Origin of the sequence: Pseudomonas sp. 09C 129 (genome assembly GCF_002843625.1) — a bacterium.
Taxonomy (GTDB): Bacteria; Pseudomonadota; Gammaproteobacteria; order Pseudomonadales; family Pseudomonadaceae; genus Aquipseudomonas; species Aquipseudomonas chlororaphis.
Genome location: NZ_CP025261.1, coordinates 2,284,915 through 2,308,642, shown reverse-complemented (window position 1 = coordinate 2,308,642; position 23,728 = coordinate 2,284,915). Strand labels below are relative to the sequence as shown.

Here is a 23,728-nt window from a genome sequence, read left to right as displayed (position 1 = left end):
AATCATTAACAAAGCGAATTCATAACAACGCCGCTCAACGGCGCTCGATCGGCTCGATCACTTGCAGGGCCAGGTTGCCCTTGTGCGAACCGAGCTTGACCTTGAACGCCGGTACGCCGTTGGCGCGCATGATCATGTCTTCAGGCAGCTCCACCGGGATCACATCCCCTGGCTGCATGTGCAGGATGTCGCGCAGGCGCAACTGCCGGCGGGCCACCGTGGCGCTCAAAGGCACATCCACATCCAGCACGTCTTCGCGCAGGGCCTTGCTCCAGCGCTCGTCCTGGTCGTCCAGGTCCGATTGGAAGCCGGCGTCGAGCATTTCCCGCACCGGCTCGATCATCGAGTACGGCATGGTCACGTGCAGGTCGCCGCCACCGCCATCGAGCTCGATGTGGAAGGTCGAGACCACGATCGCTTCGCTCGGGCCGACGATGTTGGCCATGGCCGGGTTCACTTCGGAGTTGATGTACTCGAAGTTGACTTCCATGATCGCCTGCCAGGCTTCCTTCAGGTCGACGAAAGCCTGCTCCAGCACCATGCGCACCACGCGCAATTCGGTCGGGGTGAATTCACGGCCTTCGATCTTGGCGTGACGACCGTCGCCGCCGAAGAAGTTGTCCACCAGCTTGAACACCAGCTTGGCGTCGAGGATGAACAGCGCGGTACCGCGCAGCGGCTTGATCTTCACCAGGTTGAGGCTGGTCGGCACGTACAGCGAGTGCACGTATTCGCCGAACTTCATCACCTGCACGCCGCCCACCGCCACGTCCGCCGAACGGCGCAGCATGTTGAACATGCTGATACGGGTGTAGCGGGCAAAACGCTCGTTGATCATCTCCAGGGTCGGCATGCGTCCGCGGACGATGCGATCCTGGCTGGTCAGGTCGTAGCTTTTGACGCTGCCGGGCTCGGCGGCGTGTTCGGTCTGTACCAGACCGTCATCGACGCCATGCAGCAGCGCGTCGATCTCATCCTGGGACAGCAGGTCCTGCACGGCCATGTCGTGTTCCTACTGCAGTACGAAGTTAGTAAAGAGCAACTGCTCGACCACCACTTTGCCGACCTCTTTCTGCGCCACTTCCTGCACGCTGGCGGTGGCCTTCTGACGCAGCATTTCCTGACCGACCGGAGTCGCCAGGGTGTCGAAGCTCTGGCCGGAGAAGAGCATGACCAGGTTGTTGCGGATCACCGGCATATGCACTTTCAGCGCGTCCAGATCGGCCTGGTTGCGCGCCAGCAGGGTGATGCTCACCTGCATGTAGCGCTGGCGGCCGTTCTGTGTGTAGTTGGCCACGAAGGCCGGCGCCATGGGCTCATAGATGGCCGCCGGCTTGACGCTGCTGGTCGCCTCGGTCGTCTCGGCAGGCTTGCTCTGGGCACTGCTGTGCATGAAGTACCAGGTCGCCCCGACGGACAAACCGATCGCCAGCAACAAGGCCAGAACAATCAAGAGGATAAGCTTGAGTTTGCCTTTCCCGGCGGGGGTTTTCTCTGCTGCTTCGCTCTTCGCCATGCCAATAATCCGTCACTAATCGGGTTTTCACAGTCGCACGGCAAGGCAAGAGCAAGTGTTATGCCAGATTTGTCTGAACTGGGATGAACTGAAGGGATAGGGGAAGCGCAAAGCAGAAGATCGCCAGCCGCGGAGTCACACGGCTGGCGATCTTCTGTTCAATGACACCCGAAGCGGGTCAGGCGTAATAGTCGACGGCGCTGCTGCCGATGACCGTGCTGGTGCTGGTGGCGACTTCGGCGACGCTCGGCGGCAACTCTTCATCCACGCCATCCAGACGCCCGCCGCTGGCGCTGGTGCCGTTGCTGCGATGCTGCCCCTGCTGGGCCTGCTCCTGGCCACCCTGCCAGTTGCGCGACTGGTCGGAGACGTTGACGTCCACCTGCCCCATGCCTTGCTGGTGGAACATGTCGCGCAGGCGATGCATCTGCCCTTCGAGGGCCTCGCGCACGCCAACATGGGCACTCATGAAGGTCACCTGGGTCTGCTGGTCCGGCACCATGTTCACGCGAATGTCCAGGCGCCCCAGCTCGACCGGCTGCAACTGGATCTCGGCCGACTTCAGATTGACGCTGGACAGGTACATGACCCGGTTGACCACTTCTTCGGTCCAGCCGCTCTGATGCATGGCCAGCGGCTGGTTCACCGGGACGGCATTGGCGGTCTTGGGCGTGGCCGCCTGGGTCAGGGCTGCCAGGCGGTTGGCGAAATCGTCGACGCGGGTGTCGCTGGCAGCGCCCTTGAGGTCCTTGAGACCGTCATCGAGCAGGCCGCTGAAGGCCTTTTCGCCGCCCTGCTCGGTGCTGTCCTTGTCCACCTGCAGGTCCAGCATGTTGGCCATGCCGCTGGCGAAGGTCTGCGCCGAAGTCGGCCCATCATCGGCCACCACGCTCGGCGCCGCCTTGCTCTGCGCCTGGCTGGAAGCCGAGACATGGCCGCTCTGCTCCATGGCCAGGCGCACCACCGGCAGCGCATCCAGCGGATCAGCTTCAGGGTCGAATTCCGGATCGACCGGCACCGGCGTCGCAGTGCTGGTCACCACCGGTATAACCGGCTGCGCTTGCGGCTGCACTGGCGGCTGTGCCGGAACCGGCGCAGTCGCCACTTCTGGCTCGGGCGCCGGCAACGGCACCGGCACCGGCTGGGTCGCCTGCATCAGCGCCGGATCGAGGGTCGGGTCGACCGGCGTGCTCTCGGCCAGCGGCTGATCGCTGCTCGCGGCCTGGTCATCGGCGACTTTTTCGCCACTGGCAACAGCCTTGTCGGCAGGCAAGGTTTTGCCGCTATCGGCAACCGCAGGCTCGGGGGCGGCAGTCTTGCCCTTGCCCTGATCCACCTTGGCAGCGGTTTCGCCACCCTTGTCGCGAGCCGGCTTGATCGGGCCGTCGGCAGCCGCTACCGGCTTGCCGAGTGCCTCCTTGGCGAACACCCGGGCAAAGCTTGCGCCTTTGTCCCCGGGCTCGGCGGCGCTGGCCTGGGGGGTGGCGGAAGCCGCTTGAGTCTTGGCCTGGGAAGCGGCCTGAAGAAGCATGTTCGGGGTAAGGGGCATGAAAACGGTCTCCGCTGCACTGGGATCGTAGGTACAGTTGGGAGACTTGAGTGCAAAGGTCGAGCCAGCTTTGCTGGCTCGCGGGAAAAAGCCTGGGCTGCAGCGGTTTTTCAGCAGTGAAAACGCTGGCGTTCCTGCTCGCACAGCTGGCGGACAATGGCGAATTCGCCATCGATCTCGCCCACCAGCTGCTCGATACCGCGCAACGACGAGCCCTGGGCACGTTGCTCCAACTGATGACAGAGCTCGGCCAGGCGAATCGCCCCCATATTGCTGCTGCTGCCCTTGAAGCTATGGGCAGTGGCGACAAGTTGACGGGGGTCGTCGACCTTGTGCAACTGGCGCAAACGCTCTTCGGAGTCACAGAGGAAGGTGTCGAGCAACAACGGATACTCATCCTCCATGACTTCCTGCAATGCGTTCAGCACCTCGTGATCCAGATGAATCTCAGACACTTGCTCACTCCTTGATCAAGAATCGGCGAATTATGCCAGAGGCTCCCAAGAAAACTCCACGCAGGCACTACGACCGTCGTCGGACCAGCTGGCACGCCGGCTGAGCTGACGGATCAGGCTGACGCCGCGCCCGGAAAGACGGTCGCCATCGACGGGCCGCGCCATTACCCGCCCGACATCGAAACCACTGCCGCTGTCCTCGACCCGGATCAGCAAACGACCGCCAGCCCCTTGAGGCTCCACTTGCAGGTGCACCCGCACAAACCCCTCCTGCAAGGCTTCGAGGCGTACCGCGCGCTCCCGGTAATAGCGGGAAAATCCCTGGGCATCGCGCTTGAGGCTCGAGTCCAGGCCCAATACGCCATGCTCCAGGGCATTGGAATACAACTCGGCCAGCACACTGTAGAGCGCCCCGCTCTGCGCCCGCAGGCCATGCACTTCCAGCAGCAGCTGCAACAGGTAAGGCAAAGGGTTGAAACGTTTGAGGGTCGCGGCGCGGTACTCGAAACTCACCGACCAGTCCAGCGGGCAGGACTGACCGCTGTCGGAGTACACCAGCGCCGGCGGCGTCAGTTGCCGGGCCTCGAGGAGGCTGACCTCGACCATGCTCACGTCGTCCCGCGCATCCCCGCCAAACTCGCTCAGGGCCCGCTGGATCTCCTCGAACAACAGGTCCGGCTCGCGGTTGGCGGCAAACACCCGCTGCAGGCGCTCGACACCGAACAGTTGCTCGTTGGCGTCGCAGGTGTCGATCACCCCATCGGACAACAGAAAAACCCGGTCGCCCAGGGCCATGGGAAAGACTTCGGTGCGGTCGTCGAATGCCTCGGCGCCCAGCACCCCCAGCGGCAGATGGTGCGCCCCCAGCGGCACCCGCTCCCCGCTTGCCAGGCGATGCAGGTAGCCATCCGGCATGCCGCCGTTCCACACCTCCACCGCCCGCCGCTGGAAACTCAGGCACAGCAGCGTCGCACAACAGAACATGCCGACCGGCAGAATGCGCTTGAGCTTGGCATTCATCTCGCGCAGGGTTTCGGGCAGCCCGTAACCCTTGGCCGTCATGCCGTAAAACACCTCGGCCAGGGGCATCGCGCCCACCGCCGCTGGCAAGCCGTGGCCCGTGAAATCCCCCAACAGCACATGCATGTCGCCTGTCGGGGTAAAGGCAGCCAGCAGCAAATCGCCATTGAACAGCGCGTACGGCGACTGCAGGTAGCGGATATTCGGCGCGCTCAGGCAGCCGGAATGCGCCACCTTGTCGAACACCGCCTTGGCCACCCGCTGCTCGTTGAGCAGGTAGTCATGATGCTGGGTGATCTGGTCGCGCTGCTGCAGCACGGTTTCCTGCAGGCGCCGCAAGCGATCCATGGCTTTGATCTTGGCGGCCAGGATCACCGGGCTGTAGGGTTTTGCCAGAAAATCGTCGCCACCGGCTTCCAGGCAGCGCGCCAACGCCTCGCTCTGGGTGAGCGAGGTCAGGAAAATGATCGGCACCAGCGCTTCGCCAGCCAGACGCTTGATCTGCCGGGCGGCCTCGAAACCGTCCATCACCGGCATCATCGCGTCCATCAACACCAGGTGCGGGCGCTGCTGGACGAATAGTTCCACCGCCTCGGCGCCGTTACTCGCCGTCAGCACTTCGTGCCCCTGGCGCCGGACGATGCTCGACAGCAACATGCGGTCGCTGGTGCCGTCCTCGGCGATCAGCACGCACAGAGGTGCCTCACTCGACTGCATGTCGATCAACTGATGTCGAACAGCTTGTCGAAATTGGAAATGGCGAGAATCTTGCGCACGTCCGAGTTGCTGTTGATCACTCGCACGTCGGAATCGTCGCCGCCGGCGTGATCGCGCAGCAACAGGAGCATGCCCAGGGCGGAACTGTCGAGGTAGGTGGCGTCTTTCAGGTCCACCACTATGGAGTCGGGCCTTTTGTTGAGGCGCTCGTAGGACTCGCGAAACTCTTGATGACGGCCGAAATCGAAACGCCCCTTGATCGAAATCGTCAGTTTGTGCCCGTCCGGTGAAACTTCAGTAACGACTGACATGATTCGCTTCCTTGTGATTGGCAATCTGTACAAGGTTTAGCACCCCGTACAAGCCTGGGCAACCCGAACCGCCGAAGCGTCGCTGACGAGCGCCTGGCGGTGACGAGTGGGGTGGCGCTCAGTACGGATCCTGGCGCGGCAGGCGCTGGGACAGCTCGTCGAGCAGCTTCTGCTCGCGCTTGTCTTCCAGTTGGCGGGCCTCATCGATGTAGCGTTGCACCAGCTTGCGCAAACCCTCGACCCGGGCATAGGCCTGCTGCCAGGTTTCCCGGGCGCGGTTGAGGTTGTTCTGGTGCCAGGCCAGGCTTTGCCGCTGCTGGCCCACGGCGGTTTCCAGCTGATTGAGAAAGTGCTGGTAGTTCATCAGCCACTGGCCGGAAACCCCAGCACTGCCCCGCTCGATCCACTGTTGCTGGTATTCGGCACGAAAGCGTTCCAGGTCCCCCAGCTTGCTTTCCGCCAGGCGCACCTGGCCCTGGAAATGCCCCAGGCGCTGGGCGGCGGTGCGCTCGGCGCTTTCGGCCATGTCGACCACCGGCGCCAGACGCGCGGCACGGCTGTTGGCCATGACGAATTAACCGCCCGGCGCCGGAGCGAAAACCATCTCCAGATGGGCTTCGCTTTCACCCAGGCTGATGCTGTCGTTGAGCCCCTGGCGCAGGTACGCGACCATCGACGGCTGCAGCGAGATGGCGGCGTCGGTTTCGCGATCGCCGCCCGGTACGTAAGCGCCGACGCTGATCAGGTCGCGCGCCTGTTGGTAACGCGACCACAGCTGCTTGAAATACTGGGCGCGAGTCATGTGATCCGGGGTCACCACCGCCGGCATGACCCGGCTGATGGACGCCTCGATATCGATCGCCGGGTAATGCCCCTCCTCCGCCAGGCGCCGCGACAGCACGATGTGCCCGTCGAGTACGCCACGCGCCGAGTCGGCGATCGGGTCCTGCTGGTCGTCGCCTTCGGACAACACGGTATAGAACGCGGTGATCGAGCCGCCACCGGCCTCGGCGTTGCCCGCGCGCTCCACCAGTTTCGGCAGCTTGGCGAAGACCGACGGCGGATAGCCCTTGGTCGCGGGCGGCTCGCCGATGGCCAGGGCGATTTCCCGCTGGGCCTGGGCGAAACGGGTCAGGGAATCCATCAGCAACAGGACGTTCTTGCCCTTGTCGCGAAAGTATTCGGCGATACGCGTGCAGTACATGGCCGCGCGCAGGCGCATCAGCGGCGCATCGTCTGCCGGCGATGCCACCACCACGGAGCGCTTGAGCCCCTCTTCACCGAGGATGTGCTCGATGAACTCCTTGACCTCACGGCCCCGCTCACCGATCAGACCGACCACGATGATGTCGGCCTCGGTAAAGCGGGTCATCATGCCCAGCAGCACACTCTTGCCCACACCGGTACCGGCGAACAGGCCGAGACGCTGACCGCGGCCCACCGTCAATAATCCGTTGATGCAGCGAATGCCCACGTCCAGCGGCCGGCTGATGGGGTCGCGCTTGAGCGGGTTGATGGTCGGACCGTCCATCGGCACCCAGTCCTCGGCCTTCATCCCGCCTTTGCCGTCCAACGCACGGCCAGCACCGTCGAGGACCCGCCCGAGCATGCTCATGCCCATCGGCAGGCGGCCAGTATCGGCCAGCGGCACGACCCGGGCGCCGGGCGCGATACCGGCGACGCTGCCGACCGGCATCAGGAATACCTTGCTGCCGGAGAAGCCCATCACCTCGGCCTCGACCTGCACCGGGTGATAGCTGTCGTCGTTGATCACCATGCAGCGCGTGCCCATGGCCGCCCGCAGGCCTTCGGCCTCCAGGGTCAGGCCGACCATGCGCAGCAGGCGGCCTTCGAGAATCGGCTGGTTCGGCAGTTCGGTGGCTTCGGCGTAGCTGCTCAGGCGCTTGCCGAAGCTGGTGCGGTCAAGGCGCATCGGCAGGGTCCTGCGCGGGGTCGACAGGGTCGACATCCGCGGCGGGCTTGCCGGTGGCGGCCCCCAGCTCGACGCTCAGGTCCGATTCGGCGGGATGCAAAGCCTGCTCATGAAGCTGGTCGGACAGCTTGTCCATGATCTTGGCGATCCGGGTTTCCATGGTCGCGTCGATCCGGCTGTGCTCGGTCTCGACCCGGCAGCCGCCCGGCAACATGGCTTCGTCCTCGACGATGCGCCAGCTTTCCTCGTGGCGCTCGCGCAGGCTTTTGACCTGGGCGAAATCCTGCGGATTGATGTACAGCCGCACGTTGCCCACACCCAGCGGCAGCAGCTTGAGGGCTTCGCGCATGACGTGTTCGATCTGGCTGGAGTCGATGGCCAGCTCGCGCTGGATCACCTGGCGCGTCATGTGCTGCACCAGGTTGACCAGGGCCTTTTCAATCTGTGTGTCCTGCTCGGCGATGGGTTCGAACAGATTGCCCATCAGCGTTTCCAGCGCCTCCAGCTTGGCACTCAGGGCCACGTCGGCTTCCTGGCGGACCTTCAGCGTGGTGCTGTGGAAACCTTCCTTTTCGCCCGTGGCGAAGCCTTCGTTATAGGCTTCCTGGCGAATGCTCTCGAGCTCTTCGAGGGTCAGTGGCTGGACTTCTTCCAGCGGCACTTCCTCGATCTGCGCCGGCGGCTCTTCCACCGGTTCCGGCTCGGGCTCGGGTACATGGGGGTCGAAACTGGGCAGCGCCCAGACGTCGAAACCACCGACGTCCCGAGCGCGAATCAGGTCGCTGTGGGATTCATCACTGCTGGACGACATAACGCGACCTTAGATCATTTCTTCGCCGCCCTTCCCGCCGAGAACGATTTCTCCGGCTTCGGCCATACGGCGGGCAATGGTGAGGATTTCCTTCTGCGCGGTTTCCACATCGCTGACGCGCACCGGGCCCTTGGCCTCGAGGTCGTCGCGCAGCAGTTCGGCAGCCCGCTTGGACATGTTCTTGAAGATCTTTTCCTTGACGCCTTCGTCCGACCCCTTGAGGGCCAGGACCAGCACGTCGGAAGACACTTCGCGCAGCAATGCCTGGATGCCGCGGTCGTCGACATCGGCGAGGTTGTTGAACACGAACATGAGGTCTTCGATCTGGCCGGACAGGTCTTCGTCGACTTCGCGGATCGAGTCCATCAACTGGCCTTCGATCGAGCTGTCGAGGAAGTTCATGATGTCGGCAGCGCGCTTGATACCACCCAGGGTGGTACGCGAGGCGTTGGAGTTGCCGGCGAACTGCTTCTCGAGAATCTGGTTGAGTTCTTTCAGGGCGGCCGGCTGCACGGTATTGAGCGAGGAAACCCGCAGGATGATGTCCAGGCGCGCCTTGTGGTCGAAGTTGCCAAGCACTTCGCCCGCCTGGTCCGGATCGAGGTACGCCACCACGATCGCCTGGATCTGCGGGTGCTCGTAACGGATCACGTCCGCCACGGCGCGCGGTTCCATCCACTTCAGGCTGTCCAGGCCGCTGGTGTTGCCACCCAGCAGGATGCGGTCGATCAGGCCGTTGGCCTTGTCCTCGCCCAGGGCCTGGGTGAGCATCTTGCGCACATAGTCGTCGGAGCCCACGCCTAGGCTGGTCTGGTCGCCGACGATGTCGACGAACTCGCTCATCACCTGCTCGACCTGCTCGCGATGCACGTTGCCCATCTGCGCCATGGCCACGCCCACTCGCTGGACCTCTTTGGGGCCCATGTGGCGCAGCACCTGCGCGGCGTCGGTGGAACCCAGGGACAGCAGCAGGATCGCGGCCTTGTCGACCCGGGTCAGTTTGGCGGTAGCGGCTCGGTTATCACTCATCTGCGTTAATCCACTCTTTCACGACCTGGGCCACTCGACCCGGGTCTTCTGCCACCAGACTCTTGATTGCGTTCAACTGTGCGTCATAGCCTTCGCTCGGGCTAGGCAGCAGGATGCTTTGCGGGCCACCGAGGCTGACGCGATCGTTGGCCAGCTCGCCATCCAGGCCGCCCATGCCGCCGAGTTCGACATCGCTGCCCAGACCCGCCAGTTGCTTGCCCTTGCCGCCACCGGTGATGTTGTTGAGCACCGGACGCAACACGCCGAACACCAGGACCAGGATAAACAGCACACCCAGGACCTGCTTCACGATGTCCCAGAACCAGGGCTGCGAGTAGAACGGAATGTCGGCGATCACCTCGCCGCGATCGGCCGAGAACGGCACGTTGATCACGCTGACGCTGTCGCCACGGCTGGCGTCGAAGCCCACGGCGTCCTGCACCAGGCGGGTAAAGCGCGCCAATTCGTCGGCGCTCCACGGCGCACGGCTGGTTTCGCCGTTGGCCGGATTGACCTTGACCTGATCGTCCACCACCACCGCCACCGACAGCCGGTTCAGACGCCCCTGCTGTTGCTTGGTGTGGCTGATGGAGCGATCCAGTTCGAAGTTCTTGGTGGATTGTTGACGCTTGTCGTTCGGGTACGGCGCCAGCATCGGCTGGCCGGTGGCCGGGTCCATGATCTGCTGGCCGTTGGCATCCAGCAGCGGCTGGCCTGGCTGCACCATGCCGGCGGCAGCGGTGGCGCCACCGGTGGTCTGCGGTGCGCTGGCCGGCGACGGCGGCTGGTTGCTCAGGGCGCCAGGAACGCCTTGCGGGCCCAGGCTGCTGGAGCGTTGTTCGTTGACCGACTGCTCGCTGCGCAAGGCCGGCTGGTCCGGGTTGAACTGTTCGGAGGTCGACTCGACAGCACTGAAGTCCACATCGGCGGACACTTCAGCCTTATAGCGGTCGTTGCCGAGGATCGGCTGCAGGATGTTGTGCACACGCTGGGTCAGCATGCTTTCCATGCGGCGGCTGTAGTCGAATTGCTTGCCGGCCATGGTCAGTTCGGAGTTTTCCGCCTGGTCGGAGAGCAGGTTGCCCTTCTGGTCGACCACGGTGATCTGCGACTTGCTCAACTCGGGAACGCTGGTCGCCACCAGATTGACGATGGCCACCACCTGGCCCGGTTCCAGCGAACGGCCGGAATACAGCTCGACCAGTACCGAAGCGCTGGGCTTGCGCTCGTCGCGCACGAACACCGAGCTTTTCGGAATCGCCAGGTGCACGCGTGCGCCCTTGACGTTGTTCAGGCTGGAAATGGTCCGCGCCAGCTCGCCTTCCAGGCCGCGACGGTAGCGGGTCGCCTCCATGAACTGGCTGGTGCCCAGGCCCTGCTCTTTATCGAGAATCTCGAAACCGATATTGCCGTCGCCCGGAGCCACGCCGGCAGCGGCCAGCTTGAGGCGCGCGCGCGACAGGTCGTCGGCCTTGACCAGCAAGGCACCGGAGTTGGGCTCGACGGTGTAGGGAATATCGGCGGAGGCCAGGGTGTCCATGACCTGCTTGGCGTCCATGCCGGCAAGGCTGCCGTACAACGGACGGTAATCGGGTTGCTGGGACCACAACACCACGGCAAAACCAATCGCCACGCTGGCAGCCAGACCGACCATGAGGCCAACCTGACGCAACATGGTCATCTCGGAGAGGTTTTCCAGAAAGGACAACCCGAACAGCGGCGGCTTGCCTTCTGTCGGAGTGGCCTTGGCCGGTACGTTATCGGCGACTGCTTCTGCCATGACTCAATCTCGTCCTTAAACCGGCATCTGCATGATGTCTTGGTACGCCTGAACCAGCTTGTTGCGCACCTGGGTCAACGCCTGGAAGGACACACTGGCCTTCTGCGAGGAAATCATCACGTCGGTCAGGTCGACACCGCTCTTGCCGATCTCGAAGGCACTGGCCAGCTGGCTGGACGCCTGCTGAGTGTCGTTGACCTTGTTCACCGCCTGCCCAAGCATGTCGGAAAAACTGCTGCCGCTCACCTGCGACACCGCGGCCGATTTTGGCTGGGCCATGGCGTCCATTTGCATGGCCCGCATGTCCAACATCAACCGATTAAATTCAATACCTTGGCTCATGGTCTACTCTCTCCGACGACCCGCATTTTTTTGACACTCACGCAGCGGTTAGTGAGGTGTTAGCAACAAGGGTGCCAGCTCCGCGGCGACACCGAACAAAAGCCTGCATGGCTTCAGCCTTAAACGACTCATGTTGCAAACAGATACGCCTCGACATCCATTCCGGCATCGCGCATTTGCGCCAACTTGTAGCGCAAGGTTCGCGGGCTGATACCCAGGCGCTCGGCCGCCTCCTTGCGTCGGCCGCGCTCGGTGCGCAAGGTGTCGATGATCATCTGGAACTCCCGACGCCGCAGATCGTCGCCCAAGGCCCCCGCCGACTCGGCTGGCGGCAGCTCGGCCTCCACCGGCGCACTGCGCACCGTCGCCACCGCGGCGGGCGCCATGGCAGGCAGCGGCGCACAGGCCAGCGGTCCGCCCAGGCAGAAATCTTCCGGCTGGATCAGGCCACCCTGCTGCAGGATCAGTGCGCGCTGAATGGCGTTGTCCAGTTCGCGCACGTTGCCCGGCCATGGATAACCGAGCAGGCACGCCTGCGCTTCGGCCGACAGCCGCGCGGCGGCGTGTTTCATTTTATTGACGTGCTTGGCCAGCAGGCGCTCGGCCAGCGGCAGGATATCGGCGGTACGCTCGCGCAGCGGGCGCCAGGCCAGCGGGAATACCGACAGCCGATAGTAAAGGTCTTCCCGGAACCGCCCCGCCGCCACTTCGCCGGCCAGGTCGCGGTTGGTGGTCGCCACCACCCGGATATCCAGGGCGATGGGCTTGCGCGCCCCTACCCTCTCGACTTCGCGCTCCTGCAGCACCCGCAGCAGCTTGGCCTGCAGGGCCAGGGGCATTTCGGAAATCTCGTCCAGCAGCAGGGTACCGCCATCGGCCTGTTCGAACTTGCCGGGCTGGGCGGCGATGGCGCCGGTAAAGGCGCCCTTCTCGTGACCGAACAGCGTGGCTTCGAGCATGTTGTCCGGAATCGCCGCGCAGTTGATAGCGATAAAGGGCTGGCTGGAGCGATGGGACTGCTGGTGGATGTAACGCGCCAGCACCTCTTTACCGGTACCGGACTCGCCCGAGATCAATACGGTGGAATCGCTGCGAGCGACCCGCGCCGCCAGTTCGAGCAGTTGAGCGCTGGCCGGCTCGAATGCCACCGGCCCTTCGCCCTCGGCAGCCCCAAGGCAACCCAGGGCATGTCGCGCCACCAGATCCAGCAGGGCCTTGGGCTCGAAGGGCTTGACCAGGTAGTCGGCGGCGCCTTGACGCATGGCCTCGACCGCACGCTCGACCGCGCCATGGGCGGTCATCAGCAATACCGGCAATTGCGGCTGGCGCGCACGCAGCACGCCCAGCAACTGATGACCGTCCATGCCCGGCATGTTGACGTCGCTGACCACCAGGCTGAACGACTCGCCAGACACCGCCTCCAGCGCTTCCTCCGCACTGCCGACCGCCTTGTAGTCATGACCGGCCAACAGCAGCGTATCCGCCAAGGCTTCGCGCAGGGCGCGATCGTCTTCAACCAGTAGAACCTTGATTGCCATTACCTTCACTCCACTCCTTGAGCGCCGCAGAACAGTGGCAGAACCACCAGCGCACATGTACCGCGCCCAGGACGCGAGCGCAGCAGCAATTCTCCCTGATGGGCACGTGCCACCGCCTTGACGACTGTCAGCCCCAGTCCGGTTCCCGTGGTCTTGGTGGTGAAAAACGGTTCACCCAAACGCGCCAGTACCGCAGCGTCGATACCGCTGCCGCTATCGCTGACGCACAACCGCAAGCTGTTGCCACGGGTATAAAGATGGACCTTCAGGCGCACCTGGCCGGCACTGGCCTGGATCGCGTTCTCGATCAGGTTGAGCACCGCCCCCACCAGCGTGTCGCGACTGCACAGCAACTCGCCCGCATGGCTGTCGCACTGCCAGCGCACGGGCACGTCCTGCACATGGGTCAGGGCCGCCGCCTGCAACGACTGCAACAACGCCTTGGGCGTCACGCGATCGGTCAGCGGCAACTCGCCCCGGGCAAACACCAGCATGTCGCGGACCTGATGCTCCAGCTCATGCAACCGCTCCTTCAGCCGCCCAGCAAAGCGCTGCTGGGTGGCGACAGGCAGTGCCTGCTCGGTCAGGTGACTGGCATACAGCAGTGCGGCGGACAATGGCGTACGGATCTGATGCGCCAGGGACGCCACCATGCGTCCCAGGGACGACAGGCGCTCATGGCGGGCCAGTTGATCTTGCAGGTGACGGGTTTCAGTCAGGTCGTTGAGCAGCACCAATTGGCCCGGCTCGGCATCCAGCGAACGGGTGGCGATCGACAGCCGCCGCCCATCCTTCAACGAGATCTCATGGCCGTCGTCTTCCCGTGGCGCGAAACAACGAGCGATGACATGCCGCCAGAGCTCGCCCTCGAGAGGCAGGCCCAGCAGGTCGCAAGCGGCAGGATTGGCTTCGCGGACAATGCCCTGGGCGTCGATGACAATGACGCCGCCAGGCAACAGATCGAGGAGGTTTTGCAGGCGGTTGGCCAGACGCTCTTTTTCCGCCAGCTCCTGCATGCGCTGGGCGCTGACCACGGCCAGTTCGCCCTTGAGCTCGGTCACCCGAGCCTCAAGCATGCTGTAGGAGTCGGTAAGCTGGCTCGACATCTGGTTGAACAAGGCGAACGCCTGCTCAAGGCCAAGCCGGCTTGCCTGCTCTACGGACGACGTTTGCCCCTGGCTTTCAGGAACAGGAGACATCTGGGCGGCTTGGGGCATCGTGCTCTCTCGCGTGGCTGACCGTCAGTTAAACGGAACGTTGAGAGAGACTTAGCAATACCCGTGCCGGAAAAAAACCGCCCGGTTTTCAACAGGTTAAAAAACAGGCGTCAATCATCCGCCTGTTCATCACCCTCGCGACGGCTCATGCCGTACTTGCGCATTTTTTCCACCAGCGTGGTGCGGCGGATACGCAGGCGCTCCGCAGCCCGCGCGACAATGCCATTGGCGTCGTCGAGCGCCTGCTGGATCAGGCCCTGCTCCAGACCACCGAGGTAGTCCTTCAGGTCCAGGCCTTCCGGCGGCAGCATGGCGGTGGCGGCGAAGTCCGGCGTATGGCCATTGATCGCCACCCGCTCTTCCAGATCACTGCGCAGGCTGTCCACCAACTGCTCGTCTTCGTCGTCGACATAGCGGAATTTCTTCGGCAATTCGACCACGCCGATCACGCCGTAGGGATGCATGATCGCCATGCGCTCCACCAGGTTGGCCAACTCGCGGACGTTGCCCGGCCAGCCATGGCGGCAGAGCGACATGATCGCCGCGGAGTTGAAGCGGATCGAACCGCGCTTCTCGTGCTCCATACGCGAGATCAGCTCGTTCATCAGCAGCGGAATGTCTTCCACCCGCTCACGCAGCGGCGCCATCTCGATCGGGAACACGTTCAGGCGGTAGTACAGGTCTTCGCGGAAACTGCCGACCTCGATCATGCTCTCGAGGTTCTTGTGAGTCGCGGCGATAATCCGCACATCGACGCTCTGGGTCTTGTTGCTGCCCACGCGCTCGAAGGTACGCTCCTGCAGCACGCGCAACAGCTTGACCTGCATCGGCAGCGGCATATCGCCGATTTCGTCGAGGAACAGGGTGCCGCCGTTGGCCAGCTCGAAACGCCCGGCACGGCTGGTGATGGCCCCGGTGAAGGCGCCCTTCTCATGGCCGAACAGTTCGCTCTCCAGCAACTCGGCCGGAATCGCACCACAGTTGACGGGCACGAACGGCGCTTCGCGACGCTTGGAGTGATAGTGCAGGTTACGCGCCACCACTTCCTTGCCAGTCCCGGACTCGCCGAGGATCAGCACGCTGGCGTCGGTATCGGCCACTTGCTGCATCATCTGCCGGACATGCTGGATCGCCCGGCTGGTGCCGACCAGACTGCGAAAGAGGTTGGGTTCGCGATGGCGACCGCGCTCACGGGCCTGGTCGTACATCTCACGATAGACCTGGGCGCGATGCAGGGAATCGAGCAACTTGCTGTAGCTGGGTGGCATTTCCAGGGTGGAAAGCACTCGACGACGCTGGTCTTCCGGCAAGTCAATGGAAGAATTATCGCCCATTAACAAAACTGGAAGGAACTCATCCCAGGTTGAGAGTGTCTTTAACAGGCCCAAAAGTGCACCAGGAGCATTTACAGTCCCGATGAGGACACAGATTACTTCACGACTGGATGACAATGAGCCGACAGCCTGCTGCCAGTCATGGCTACCGCAGGGTAAATTTTCTTCGCCAAGAAAATTTAAAATCACCGCCAGGTCGCGGCGGCGGACGCTATCGTCATCAATCAGCAGAATTTTGGTTTCACGCCACATGCAATAGCAACTTCCCTAGTCAACTCAATGCCCGGAATCAGGGCAAGCTAGACGCTTGTAGGCATTTTGAGCCTGATAGACGTCTGAAATCTGAAAACAGCCACTAGTTAAGTCAAAAAAGCGTGCACAGTCAAATTTATGGCGCACTGGATTCGGATTAACTTAGGGGTTAATTAACCGAACAGATGGTAAACCTTTGCCGCGTTCTGTGCTTGATGGATCTGCGACATCTCGTCGACTATCGCCTGACGCTCCCCTGTCGTCACTTCAAGAAGCTGCCGATAAACCCCCAACAGTTCCTGCAAATTCTCGCGCAACGCGGCTTCATCTTCCGGAGATTCACTCAAGATGTCTTCCATGCAGGAACGGCAGGCCAGATCCAACTGACCGATCGCTTCCCAATTACGCTCGGCCAGGGCGGCGACCAGTGCTTCACGGGTTTCTTCGATGCGCTGCAATACAAGACTCATGGTGATCTCCTTAGAACTGCGGACCCGGCGCAGCGATGGCATCCCAGCCTTCCTTGACGGTGCGCAGCAGATCGGCGACCTCGTCGAGAATCTTTGGATCGGTCTTGATGTTCGCCTCGGTGAGGCGCGTCATCATGTAGGTGTACAAGCCATCCAGATCGCCCAGGGTGTCGAGTGAGTTTTCCAGATCGAGCCCTTCACGCAAGCCGCCGATAATGCCGATGGCCTTGCTGATGAACACACCCTTGCCGGGAATATCCTTGCGCTCCATCGCCCCCTTGGCCTGGGCGATACGATCCAGGCCGCCTTCCATCAGCATCTGCACCAGACGATGGGGGCTGGCTTCGGAAGTCTGCGCCTGGGCACCAATCTTCTGGTATTGCCGAAGGGCTAACATCGGATTCATGTTCTACCTCATCAAAACTCAAGGGTTCGTATAACCAGCGTATCGACCGGGCGTCAAAAAACTTTAGATCAAAAGCCAAAAGCCCGGAACGCTACAAACGTTGCCGGGCTTTTGGCGCCTGGTATCAATCAGCCTTTCTGTTGCGCAGTCAATGCCTCGAACATCGAGGTGATGTTGCTCGCGGTGGCTTTCAACTTGCCCACCAGGGTGTCCATGTCGTTGTACTTCTTGGTCAGTACCGTCGTCAGAGTTTCGATACGACGATCCAGGGCCTCCTGATCCAGGGTCAGCTTGGCCTTGGCCTTGTTCAGCTCAGTGGTGCGCTGATCGAGAACACCGCCAGTCTGGGCAAAAGGCTTGATGGCGTCGTCCATGCGGCTTAGCAGGCCGTTTTCACCGGTGAACAGGGTCTGCACCTCGCCACCCAGCTTTTTGTCGTTCATCGCCGCGGTGAACTTGGTGGAATCGAAATCCAGGGCACCGGTCTTCGGGTTGGTGGTAACCCCCAATTGCGACAGAACGGTCAGCTTGTCACCAGACCCGACCTCAGACAGCGGCGCACGAATGGCCGCCAGGATCGAACGCGGCAACGAGTCGCCGGTCAGCTGCGCCGGGATAGTCAGCTTGCCATTGTCATCCAGGGACGGCTTGGTCAGCGCGGTCACACTGTTGGCCACCGCGTTGTAGGCGTCGACGAACTTCTGGATCGAAGCCTTCAAACCATCGGTATTGGCCGCGACGGTGATGGTCGAGGTGCCTGGCGCGACCAGATTGAAGGTCATCCCGGAAACCGCCTTGTCCACGGCGTTGCTCTTGCTGGTCAAGGCCATGCCGTCAACAGTGAAATTGGCATCCCTGGCCAGGGCACCAATGGAACCGGCGGAAGTGGCGGTCATCGGCGAACCGGAAGCGCCCACGACGTTGCTACCGTCGATTTCCAGACCGGCAATGCCACTCAGAGAAATATCGGACCCCGCACCGGTAGTGGTCGAACCCACCACCAAACGCGATCCAAAGGAATCGGTCACGATGTTCGCGCTGATACCCGCGCTCTTGAGCGATGCGTCGGCGTTGATCGAGTCACGTACCGACTGCAAGGTAGCGCCAGCTTTTATATCGAGATTGTAGTTAGTGCCATTTTGACTGATTTTCAGGGTACCAGTCGGAATAGCACTGGTAGCGCCACCAGCGAAGGCAGCACTGGTGACTTTCGAGGCGGTCGCAAGATTGCCGACCGAGACGACATAGTTGCCGTTGACCGCGGTGTTGCCAGCGACCGCCGTTACATACTTGTTGTCGGAAGTGGTGGCGGCATAGCCGGGAAATTGCGGATTGGTCTTGCTGCTGAGTTCGGTAATGGTGGTCCGAAAGGTCGACAACAAAGACTTCAAGGTGCCGATGCCGGAGATGCTTGCGGTGTTGTTCGCAGTTCCCCGGTCGATCTGACCTTGCTTGGGCGCTTTGTCAGCGTTTACCAAGGCTTTGACGATAGCACCAGTATCGAGGCCGGAGCCTAGACCGGTACCCGGTAGAATTGGACTTGCCATGGAGATCTCCCTTCAGTGTGTCGCCGGTCTTTTGACCATTACAACGCCCAAAAGAACATAGCAACAAATTTCATGCCAGCTGTCAGACTTTAGCGCTGAACAACAAGCTGCTCGCATCATTCAAACTATTGGCCAACTTCAGGACTTCTTCGTTGGGGATCTGACGAATCACCTCACCGGAGTCGCTGGCAATGACCTTGACGACGACCTTGCCAGAAGGCTCGTCGATAGAGAATTCCAGATTACGTTTGACCGATTGCACAAACTTTTCAATTTCCTGAATGGCCATTTTCAGTTTGTCCTGCTCGGTTTGCGCACTCTTACTCTCTTCCTTGACAGTCGACAGCGCCACAACGTCCGCTTGAGGCTTCTCCACAGGCTTGTCAGCAACAGGCGTTGCCGGCTTGGCTGTTGGATAAGACAAGTTCAGCTTCATGCTCATATCCATGTCCATCACCTCTTAAAGTAAAAAGCGAGAGAGCGCGACCAGCGCACTCCCCCGCCAAAGCTTAGCCAGCTATTACTGAAGCAGTTTCAGTACAGCGGACGGCAGTTGGTTGGCCTGGGCCAGAACTGCGGTGGAAGCTTGTTGCAGAGTCTGCTGCTTGGTCATCTGCGCAGTTTCAGCAGCGAAGTCGGTATCTTGTACGCGACCCAGTGCAGCACTGGCGTTTTCGTTGATGTTCTGCAGGTTGGAAATGGTGCTGGTCAGACGGTTTTGTGCAGCACCGAGGTCAGCACGGCTGGAGTTGATGGTTGCCAGGGCCTTTTCGATTGCGTCGATCGAAGCCTTGGTGCTGGCTTCGGCGGTGGCGCTGCTGTTACCGGTGATGGCGATGGTTGCAGAACCTACGCTCAGAGTTGCAGCGTCGAAGCCGCTGGCCAGAGTGATGGTGATCTGGTTGGTAGCACCGGTGTTGGAACCGACCTGGAAGGTCATGGTGCCAGCACTGCCGTCGATCAGGTTCTTGCCGTTCAGGTTGGTCGACTTGGCGATACGAGTCAGCTCGTCCGACATCGAAGCGAATTCTTTGTTCAGTGCAACACGGTCAGCGGTACCGTTGGAGTCGTTTCGCGATTGAATAGCCAGTTCGCGCATACGTTGCAGGATGTTGGTGGATTCCTGCATCGCGCCTTCAGCGGTCTGAGCGATGGAGATACCGTCGTTGGCGTTTTTGATCGCCATGGTCTGACCGCGGATCTGCGAAGTCATACGGGTAGCGATTTGCAGGCCGGCGGCGTCGTCTTTTGCACTGTTGATTTTCAGGCCGGAAGACAGGCGAGTCATCGAAGTCGACAGAGCGTCGGAAGCGCGGTTCAGGTTCTTCTGAACGTTCAACGATGTGACGTTAGTGTTTACTGTTAAAGCCATGACGAATTCCTCGTTGGTTGGGTACTGCGGCTTCCGGCCCTGGCAACCGCCGGGTATGGCCTAGAGAACCTTCGTAATAGTTATCGTCGGCAATGCAAGTTGCTTTAGGGGATTTTCAAAAAAATTTGCCATCAGCGTGCCACCCCCCGTAAATCAAGGGCTCGGCATTTTTAAATACGTGGAAAAATGGCGCCAGGAAAATGCCGGAGAAGGTCCGGGCGCGGAGATCACCCGGGCAGGCAGGGAATGCCTCAGCCAGCAGAGAGGGAGCGCAGCACTTCAACGCATTCATATTGCAGGTAGTCGGCCAGGGCCAGCCAGTTTTGCCCTTGCTGACATTCGAACATCAGGCCAAGCAAAGTCTCCCAGTCCTGGCGCTGCGCTGGCGGCGCGGTATCGATCAGCGGCTGGATCGCCCCCATCAACTGGACCATGGTCACGGCCGTCTCGACATCGTGCCCCAGGCGGAAGCCCTCGGCGCATTGCTGCAAGCGGGCGATCAGCCCCTCGATCGCGCTCATTGACTGAACTCCGGATGATAGGTCGTCCCGGCAATCATCGCCCCGTCCCGACTGCTGTTATAGAAGCGCACCCGTGGATGACCGGCGATAAACCGCTCCAGCTCGCACAGGTAACTGCGGAAATTGAGTTGGGTCCTGACCCGCTGGCCATGCCCGTCCAGCACCCAGTGCCGGGCCGCGCCCAGCTGCGGCCCCAACTCGCCGTCGAGCCAGCCGGCATGCGTCTTGTTCATCGGGAAGGCAAAGTCGGCACCGAACAAGGTGACCTGCTCGGCGCCCATTTTTACCGCCAGGTCCACCGCGGGATGAATCACGCTGCCACCGACATACAGCTGCGCCTTGGGCAATTGCTCGCGTATCCGCGTGTAAATCGGGCTGGCGGAATACCCTACGTAACGCGGTCCCTGCCAGAGCGCCAGAATCTGCGGGTCGACCATCGGCAGATAGACCAGGGTGATGGCTGCCGATTTTTCTGGCGGCAGGTGCAGGCTGGAAATCCGGTGATCGATGCTGACCACGATATCCGGCTCGATCCCCTGTTTGAGCAATGGTCGGTAGGCGGTATCGACACAGATAAACAGGGGCCGCCGGGCCTGGGCGCGAATCTCGCGCAAGCGTTCGAAATGCCGCTCCAGGCTCGGCCCGGTGGCAATCACAAAGATCTCGCGCCCCGGCTGGCTACCGAACAGCTGCGCCACGTCATTGTCGCTGGCCACCAGCTCGGCACTCGCTTGCAGGCGTTGGGCGACCTCCGGGGAATCGACCACGAAGTCGCGGTTATTGAAGGCCAGGTGCACCTCACTGACCAGGCGATCGCGGATCTTGGCGTTGTAGTCATCCGCCAGCACCAGCTCGGAGGGCAAGGCGAAGAACGGCAGCTGGATTTCCGCCAGATCGCCGGCATAACCCAGTTCGACTCGAGGATCGTTCAACCAGGCCTGCTGATCGAGCAATTGCAGCACCAGCGCAAACACCGCGCCGTTCAAGATGTGCACCTGCAAGCGTTGCAGCGCCGGGTTTTCCAGCAGTATCTGCTGCAAGTCACCCAAGCCGGTGCCGTACAGATGGATCACCGGACTGTCGGCCGGCAGGCTCGCCGCCTGGATCCGAGCTTCCGCGGTGCGATCGTGGCGACTGGTGAGCTGAATGCCGGAAATACTCAAGGTCGAACCCAGCCCTTCGACCAGATCCGCCTGCAACGCAGCACTGTCCTCCGCCAGCAACCGCTCGAGCAGTCGCGGCCAGCGAGCCTGTATTGCCTGGGCATTGCCCTCGAAGCTTTCGCTCATGCTGTCTCGCCTATCTTCATGCAAAAAAAATAGCGCTCAGGGTACACCCTGGGCGCTATTTTTGGATGCCGCGGGATCAACTCATGGGCGATAGATAATTGCCGAGCCCCAGGACAGCCCTACACCGAAGCCACTCAGGGCCACACGTTGCCACTTCGACTCGAGCACGTGCTTTTCCAGCAGCAGCGGAATGCTCGACGATACAGTATTACCGGTCTCGACCATGTCCTTGATGAACTTCTCCGGCTCGCCTTCGAAACGGCGCGCCACGGCATCGACGATCGCCGCACTGCCCTGGTGGATACAGAACGCATCGATCTGCTCCGCCTTCAGGCCGGACTCATCCAGCAGCTCATTCAAATGCGCCGGGACTTTCAGCAGGGCAAAATTGAACACTTGGCGGCCATTCATGAAAAACACGCCATCGGTGACTTTCAGGTGCGGAGCGCCGGAACCGTCGGTGCCGAATTTGGCCTTGCCCAGCTGCCAGGGAGCGTCTTCGCACATCCAGGTAGCAGTCGCCGCATCGCCGAACAGCATGGTGGTGTTGCGGTCTTGCGGATCGACGATCTTCGAGTAAGGGTCGGCGGTGACCAGCAGGCCGTTCTTCAGGCCCGCGGCTTCCATGAAGCCCTTGAGCGCGTAGATGCCATAGACATAACCGGAGCAGCCCAGGGAAATATCGAAGGCCGCGACGTGGGTCGGCAGGCCCAGCTTGTCCTGGACGATGGCGGCGGTGTGCGGCAGGCCTTCTTCGTCGCCGTTCTGGGTGACGACGATCAGCGCGTCGATCGACTCGCGCGACAGTTGCGGGTTGTTGGCGAACAGCGCATTGACTGCTTCGACACACAGGTCCGAGGTTTCCTGCGTGGCGTCTTTGCGCGGCAGGAAGGCCGAACCGATCTTGCCCAGGATGAACTCTTCATCCTTTTCGAATTTTGCACCTTGTGCGTAATTGTCTACGCCGGCTACAGGCACGTAGCTCGCAATGCTCTTTATGCCAATCATTACGGCTTCCCAATAATAAACAGCTGAATACCCCGACCACCGGACCGGGGCTGCCGACAAACAGACATCCTGGCGCCCCTGACAGGCGACAGCGGGAAGAATAAAAGGCTATCACTGCGCCGTTTACCGGCCAGGCGCCATCTCCCCGGTCAATACAATACAGTGAAGATGCGCGTTATGACTCGCAGGTCACGCTATTTTGCCGAATCAGCCCTACAAACGGCTATTCGACAAATGCCCAATCCAGTGCGGTACCACGCTTGAGGGCCTGGCGCGCGCAACGCCCGAGGACCGCGTCGATGTGCTTGGGGGCCAGCCCCAGGCCCGGACGGATGGCCCGGACGTTATCGCTACTGAACACCTCCCCCGCCGCCATATCGCGGGTGACATAGAGGGAACGGCGGTACAACACCGACTGCCGCTCGGCCTCGGTCGCGCCGTAACGCACCTGGCCCAGGGCCTGCCAGGCACGTTCGGTTTCCACCACCAGGCTGTGCAGCTCCGCCGGTTCCAGGGAAAAACTCGCATCCACCCCGCCGGCGGCGCGGTCAAGGGTGAAGTGTTTCTCCACCACAGTAGCGCCCAGCGCCACGGCGGCCACTGAAACCCCGACTCCCATGGAGTGGTCGGACAAACCGACCTCGCAGCCGAACATCTGGCGCAGATGGGGAATGGTCAGGATGTTGCTGTTTTCCGGCGAAGCCGGGTAGGTGCTGGTGCACTTGAGCAGCACCAAATCCTTGCAGCCGGCCTCCCGGGCGGCGCGCACGCTTTCGTCCAGCTCGGCGATGCTGGCCATGCCGGTGGAAATGATCAGCGGCTTGCCGGTGGCCGCCACCCGACGAATCAGCGGCAGGTCGGTGTTTTCGAAACTGGCGATCTTGTAGGCCGGCACCTCGAGGCTTTCGAGGAAGTCCACCGCGCTCTCATCGAACGGCGTGGAGAACGCCAGCATCCCCAGTTCCCTGGCGCGGGCGAAGATCGGTGCGTGCCACTGCCAGGGTGTGTGGGCTTTTTCATACAGGGCATACAGCGAAGAGCCGGCCCAGAGACTGGCCGGATCCTTGATGAAGAATTCGCCGTGGTCCAGGTCCAGGGTCATGGTGTCGGCGGTATAGGTCTGCAACTTCAAGGCATGGGCGCCGGCCTTGGCCGCGGCCTCGACGATCTGCAGGGCAACGTCCAGCGACTGGTTATGGTTGCCGCTCATCTCGGCAATGATGAACGGCGGCGAGCCGGCGCCGATCGAGCGCGAGCCGATGTTGAAACTAGTCATTGGGGTTTTCCTTCGATTCACGCGTAAATTCGCCA

General features: G+C 61.8%; 24 protein-coding genes. All 24 read right to left on the bottom strand.

All coding sequences use genetic code 11. The annotated features are described in order from the left end of the window. Positions 1–34: 34 nt before the first annotated feature. Complete coding sequence (fliM, locus tag CXQ81_RS10560; RefSeq protein WP_009042741.1) at positions 35–1,003, bottom strand: flagellar motor switch protein FliM; 969 nt, start codon at positions 1,001–1,003, stop codon at positions 35–37. Positions 1,004–1,012: 9 nt separating this feature from the next. Further along, positions 1,013–1,516 (bottom strand): flagellar basal body-associated protein FliL, encoded by a 504-nt coding sequence (fliL, locus tag CXQ81_RS10555; protein ID WP_007922529.1) that lies wholly within the window; start codon positions 1,514–1,516, stop codon positions 1,013–1,015. Positions 1,517–1,694: 178 nt separating this feature from the next. Beyond that, a complete protein-coding gene (locus CXQ81_RS10550; RefSeq protein ID WP_101337173.1) occupies positions 1,695–3,065 on the bottom strand; it encodes a flagellar hook-length control protein FliK in 1,371 nt (456 codons plus the stop codon). Positions 3,066–3,175: 110 nt separating this feature from the next. After that, positions 3,176–3,520 (bottom strand): Hpt domain-containing protein, encoded by a 345-nt coding sequence (locus CXQ81_RS10545; RefSeq protein ID WP_007922619.1) that lies wholly within the window; start codon positions 3,518–3,520, stop codon positions 3,176–3,178. A 30-nt stretch (positions 3,521–3,550) separates the two neighbouring features. Then, positions 3,551–5,257, bottom strand: coding sequence for a fused response regulator/phosphatase (locus tag CXQ81_RS10540; RefSeq protein ID WP_101337172.1), 1,707 nt, complete (start codon positions 5,255–5,257; stop codon positions 3,551–3,553). 5 nt (positions 5,258–5,262) lie between these two features. Continuing rightward, entirely contained in the window at positions 5,263–5,568 is a 306-nt protein-coding gene (locus tag CXQ81_RS10535; RefSeq protein ID WP_007922622.1) for an STAS domain-containing protein, read from the bottom strand. Between the two features lie 118 nt (positions 5,569–5,686). Further along, positions 5,687–6,136: a flagellar export protein FliJ gene (fliJ, locus tag CXQ81_RS10530; RefSeq protein WP_007922624.1), complete on the bottom strand. Its 450-nt coding sequence runs from the start codon at positions 6,134–6,136 to the stop codon at positions 5,687–5,689. Between the two features lie 6 nt (positions 6,137–6,142). Beyond that, positions 6,143–7,501 (bottom strand): flagellar protein export ATPase FliI, encoded by a 1,359-nt coding sequence (gene fliI, locus CXQ81_RS10525; protein ID WP_009042736.1) that lies wholly within the window; start codon positions 7,499–7,501, stop codon positions 6,143–6,145. Continuing rightward, positions 7,491–8,312 (bottom strand): flagellar assembly protein FliH, encoded by an 822-nt coding sequence (gene fliH / locus CXQ81_RS10520; RefSeq protein WP_101337171.1) that lies wholly within the window; start codon positions 8,310–8,312, stop codon positions 7,491–7,493. The genes fliI and fliH overlap by 11 nt, the downstream gene beginning before the upstream one ends. Positions 8,313–8,321: 9 nt before the next feature. After that, positions 8,322–9,341 (bottom strand): flagellar motor switch protein FliG, encoded by a 1,020-nt coding sequence (gene fliG / locus CXQ81_RS10515; RefSeq protein WP_007922630.1) that lies wholly within the window; start codon positions 9,339–9,341, stop codon positions 8,322–8,324. After that, on the bottom strand, positions 9,334–11,121 hold the full coding sequence (gene fliF, locus CXQ81_RS10510; protein WP_007922632.1) for a flagellar basal-body MS-ring/collar protein FliF: 1,788 nt from the start codon (positions 11,119–11,121) through the stop codon (positions 9,334–9,336). Before fliF ends, fliG begins: the two co-directional genes overlap by 8 nt. Before the next feature lie 15 nt (positions 11,122–11,136). Further along, entirely contained in the window at positions 11,137–11,463 is a 327-nt protein-coding gene (fliE, locus tag CXQ81_RS10505; protein ID WP_101337170.1) for a flagellar hook-basal body complex protein FliE, read from the bottom strand. A gap of 128 nt (positions 11,464–11,591) precedes the next feature. Beyond that, positions 11,592–13,001 carry a sigma-54-dependent response regulator transcription factor FleR gene (fleR, locus tag CXQ81_RS10500; RefSeq protein ID WP_101337169.1) on the bottom strand — a complete coding sequence of 470 codons (1,410 nt, stop codon included), beginning with the start codon at positions 12,999–13,001 and terminating at the stop codon, positions 11,592–11,594. A 5-nt stretch (positions 13,002–13,006) separates the two neighbouring features. Continuing rightward, complete coding sequence (locus CXQ81_RS10495; RefSeq protein WP_101337168.1) at positions 13,007–14,218, bottom strand: PAS domain-containing sensor histidine kinase; 1,212 nt, start codon at positions 14,216–14,218, stop codon at positions 13,007–13,009. A gap of 110 nt (positions 14,219–14,328) precedes the next feature. After that, on the bottom strand, positions 14,329–15,804 hold the full coding sequence (locus CXQ81_RS10490; RefSeq protein ID WP_007922638.1) for a sigma-54 dependent transcriptional regulator: 1,476 nt from the start codon (positions 15,802–15,804) through the stop codon (positions 14,329–14,331). 173 nt (positions 15,805–15,977) lie between these two features. Continuing rightward, the gene (fliT, locus tag CXQ81_RS10485) at positions 15,978–16,274 is read right to left on the bottom strand and encodes a flagellar protein FliT (RefSeq protein ID WP_075118555.1); all 297 of its coding nucleotides are present in this window, start codon (positions 16,272–16,274) and stop codon (positions 15,978–15,980) included. A 10-nt stretch (positions 16,275–16,284) separates the two neighbouring features. Further along, a complete protein-coding gene (gene fliS, locus CXQ81_RS10480) occupies positions 16,285–16,680 on the bottom strand; it encodes a flagellar export chaperone FliS (protein WP_007922642.1) in 396 nt (131 codons plus the stop codon). A gap of 128 nt (positions 16,681–16,808) precedes the next feature. Next, the gene (gene fliD, locus CXQ81_RS10475) at positions 16,809–18,227 is read right to left on the bottom strand and encodes a flagellar filament capping protein FliD (RefSeq protein WP_007922643.1); all 1,419 of its coding nucleotides are present in this window, start codon (positions 18,225–18,227) and stop codon (positions 16,809–16,811) included. A gap of 82 nt (positions 18,228–18,309) precedes the next feature. Beyond that, positions 18,310–18,675, bottom strand: coding sequence for a flagellar protein FlaG (locus tag CXQ81_RS10470; protein ID WP_007922645.1), 366 nt, complete (start codon positions 18,673–18,675; stop codon positions 18,310–18,312). A 72-nt stretch (positions 18,676–18,747) separates the two neighbouring features. After that, the gene (locus CXQ81_RS10465; RefSeq protein WP_007922647.1) at positions 18,748–19,599 is read right to left on the bottom strand and encodes a flagellin domain-containing protein; all 852 of its coding nucleotides are present in this window, start codon (positions 19,597–19,599) and stop codon (positions 18,748–18,750) included. Positions 19,600–19,850: 251 nt separating this feature from the next. Beyond that, positions 19,851–20,120, bottom strand: a complete 270-nt coding sequence (locus CXQ81_RS10460) for a hypothetical protein (protein ID WP_007922648.1) — start codon at positions 20,118–20,120, stop codon at positions 19,851–19,853. Further along, positions 20,117–21,409 carry a motility associated factor glycosyltransferase family protein gene (locus tag CXQ81_RS10455; protein WP_101337167.1) on the bottom strand — a complete coding sequence of 431 codons (1,293 nt, stop codon included), beginning with the start codon at positions 21,407–21,409 and terminating at the stop codon, positions 20,117–20,119. The genes CXQ81_RS10460 and CXQ81_RS10455 overlap by 4 nt, the downstream gene beginning before the upstream one ends. A gap of 81 nt (positions 21,410–21,490) precedes the next feature. After that, entirely contained in the window at positions 21,491–22,417 is a 927-nt protein-coding gene (locus CXQ81_RS10450) for a ketoacyl-ACP synthase III (RefSeq protein WP_101337166.1), read from the bottom strand. Positions 22,418–22,640: 223 nt separating this feature from the next. Continuing rightward, positions 22,641–23,693 carry a pseudaminic acid synthase gene (gene pseI / locus CXQ81_RS10445; protein ID WP_101337165.1) on the bottom strand — a complete coding sequence of 351 codons (1,053 nt, stop codon included), beginning with the start codon at positions 23,691–23,693 and terminating at the stop codon, positions 22,641–22,643. Between the last annotated feature and the right edge of the window lie 35 nt (positions 23,694–23,728).